General features: G+C 44.4%; 4 protein-coding genes. All 4 read left to right on the forward strand.

The window, feature by feature from the left end:
- A partial coding sequence (locus H8876_RS00950) for a CDP-glycerol glycerophosphotransferase family protein (protein WP_249286156.1) occupies positions 1-473 on the forward strand: 473 nt, incomplete at its 5' end.
- Positions 474-476: 3 nt separating this feature from the next.
- On the forward strand, positions 477-1,235 hold the full coding sequence (locus H8876_RS00955; protein WP_177264658.1) for an IspD/TarI family cytidylyltransferase: 759 nt from the start codon (positions 477-479) through the stop codon (positions 1,233-1,235).
- Between the two features lie 9 nt (positions 1,236-1,244).
- Entirely contained in the window at positions 1,245-2,276 is a 1,032-nt protein-coding gene (locus H8876_RS00960; protein ID WP_249286157.1) for an NAD-dependent epimerase/dehydratase family protein, read from the forward strand.
- 22 nt (positions 2,277-2,298) lie between these two features.
- Positions 2,299-3,156 (forward strand): hypothetical protein (locus H8876_RS00965; protein ID WP_249286158.1); only part of this gene is annotated, 858 nt, incomplete at its 3' end.

A 3,156-nucleotide genomic window follows, 5' to 3' on the forward strand; every position in this document is an offset into this window, starting at 1 on the left:
ATTATTCCAAACTGGATTTCCAGAGGATATATGAGTTTTGCCAAAAAGAAGATGCTGTTTTCTTGATAAAAATGCATCCATTTGTGAAGACACTGCCGGAAATCCCTGAACTTTTGCAGGATCGCATCCGGGAATTCAGCAGCTTTCCGGATATCAACAAGTTGTATTATGTGACAGATCTTCTGATCACGGATTATTCTTCTAACTACTTTGAATATGCATTGTTGCAGAGGCCTGTTGTATTCTATACTTACGACAGGGAGTTTTATGAACTGACACGAGGTGTGCACCGGAGCATTTTAGAGAGCGCCCCGGGAAAGGTCTGCGATACCTTTGATCAGTTGATGGAATGTCTGGAACAGAAAGATTTTGAAACCGAGAAGATCATCCAGTTTGCAAAGGACAATTTTGGCGGATATCGCGGCGATGCATCGGACCGGGTAATCGATGAGATCCTGCTGCAGGAGGAATAGAACATGAAAAACATTGCGATCATATTTGCAGGAGGAAGCGGAGCTCGTATGGGATCCGGACTTCCGAAGCAGTTTATCGAAGTAAATGGAAAACCTATCATTATTCACACGCTGGAAATTTTTGAAGAGCATCCGGCAGTGGATGCTATTTATGTAGCATGCAAGGAAGACTGCATCTCGCGTTTGCAAAAGTTAGTCAAACGTTTTCTGATCAGCAAGGTGAAGGATATCGTGCCGGGCGGAGCAACAGGGCAGGATTCGATCCTGAATGGATTGCGAGCAGCCTGTGAGGGCGAAGGACGGGATAATATCGTTATGATCCATGACGGCGTGCGCCCATGCATTACAGCGGAAGTGATCGATGCTAATCTGAGAAGTGTCCGAGAATATGGATCGGCAGTGACCTGCACAAAGTTTTTTGAAACTCCTATCATCAGCCATAGTGGAAACGTGGTGGAAGAGTCCCCGGATCGCAGTTCATTCTATACTGCACAGGCACCACAGAGCTTTTGGCTTGGAGATGTACTGCAGGCACACGACCAGGTGCGGAAAAACAATCCGAATTATGAGGGAATTATCGATACTTGTACCTTGATGCGTTCTGTCGGGAAAGAAGTTCATCTGGTGGAAGGAAACCGGGGCAATATCAAGGTGACGACGCCGGAGGATCTGTATGTATTCCGTGCAATGCTGGAGTATAAAGAGACGCAGCAGGCACTAGGCCTGGCTCCGGGAGAGATCGCACAGAATTTAAAGAAATAGAGGACAGCTATGAACCATATTTTACAGGAAGATGCACGAGACATATTAAAACAAGACATCAGCTGGGAAAATTTTGACGGTAAGCGTATATTGATAACGGGAGCCGGTGGTATGCTGGGAAGCTACATCAGCAGGACGATCCTTCAGTGGAAAGAGATTTCTGGAAATGATCTGGAACTGTACGCATTAGTACGCCATCCGGAAAAGCTGCCGGAGGATGTTCGAGATCAGGTCAAGGTGCTCCGTCAAAGTGTAGCAGAGCCGATCCAAACGGATGTGGATTTCCATTATATCATTCACGCAGCCAGCCCGGCCAGTCCACTGATCATGCGAGAAGATCCGGTGGGGACGATTGCTGCAAATACTTTGGGTGCTTATTACACCCTGGATCTGGCACGCAGAAGTCATGCAGAGGGGTATCTGTTTATTTCTTCTCGTGAAATCTATGGACAGCCCTACGATGATCAGAAAGAATTTACGGAAGATAGCTATGGGTTTGTAGACCCCCTTTCCCCACGCTCCTGCTATCCGGAGGGCAAGAAAGCTGCTGAAACCATGTGTGCATCCTTCGCACAGCAGTATGGACTCAATGTTAAGGTGGCACGCCTGGCACATACTTATGGTCCGGGAATGTCCGTAGATGACGGCCGGGTTCAGGCGGATTTTCTGCGAGATGTGATAAACGATAGAAATATCGTAATGAAGAGCGAAGGAAAACCGATTCGCACATATACCTATGTCAGCGATGCCGTAGCTGCTATATTTCGGATTTTGCTGGATTCCGATGAAATGGTTTACAATATATCCAGTCCGGAATCCACCGTATCTATTCGTCAACTGGCAGAAACACTGGCAGATGCTTATGCGGATCGTGATATTCAAGTAGTGATGGATCTGCCAAAAGAAACGAAAGATACTGGAGCAGCGCCCTTTACCCTGGGGATCCTTAACAGTGATCGCCTGCATAATATTGGCTGGCAGCCTCAGTATTCTCTAAAAGAAGGCTTGATGCGGACGGTGCAGTATCTGGAGAATAAATAAAACCAATAGAAAGCGAGTTGTTATGATCGTAGAAAAATTATATATTCCAATATTGAATTTTATATATAAGCATACCTCAGGTTTGTCCCAGAGAACACGGTCGATATTGATGTATAGTTGTTTGACCATTATTATTGTATCGACCTATTTTTATCAGGCTAAGCGGTTTTTCCTATACGATTATCCGGCCATGCTGAACAGCTTCATAGGCACATGCGCATTTATAGGATTTCTTATTGCCAGTATTGATCGAAAAATAGAAATGGTAAAAATACGATCCTGGCTCATGTATGTCCTGATGCTTTGCGGTATTGTGATCGTGATTTCAGGGATCCATCATTACATAGGATACAGTTATATTTTAATGGGACTTTTTATGACGTTTCTTATGCCACCCTTTATTATCGTATGGTGCTATCGTCGAGACTTTGATACCTTGTTTCGGTGTATTGCAATCATAGGAGTGCTTTGCTTTATTTGCTATTATTTTGTAAATATGATTTGTGCACCAGCGGGGATGGATGATACCTTTTGGGGAAGATATGGGGGAATTGCCGCGGATCCTAACGGAGTGGCAAAATCTGCTGTGGCATCATGCGTTTGCGGGATTTATTTACTGATCACTTGGACTGGGCGCAAGAAAATCTGGATGATTCCAATCATTTCCGCATCAATTGGAATGACACTAATGACTGTTTCCAGGGCAAATCTGATCGCTTTAGGGTGTATTTTGATTTGGGGAATGATTTGTGGAATCAAGTATTGTTATCATCATAGAGACAGGATCCTGCTCAAACGGATCATTTTGTATGCATTTTTTTTAGTTGTATTGATTCCTGTTTTTATAAACGGTCTTCCTGTCTCTTATACACATCTCCGA

This window comes from Lentihominibacter faecis (genome assembly GCF_014306095.1).
GTDB classification, from domain to species: Bacteria; Bacillota; Clostridia; order Peptostreptococcales; family Anaerovoracaceae; genus Lentihominibacter; species Lentihominibacter faecis.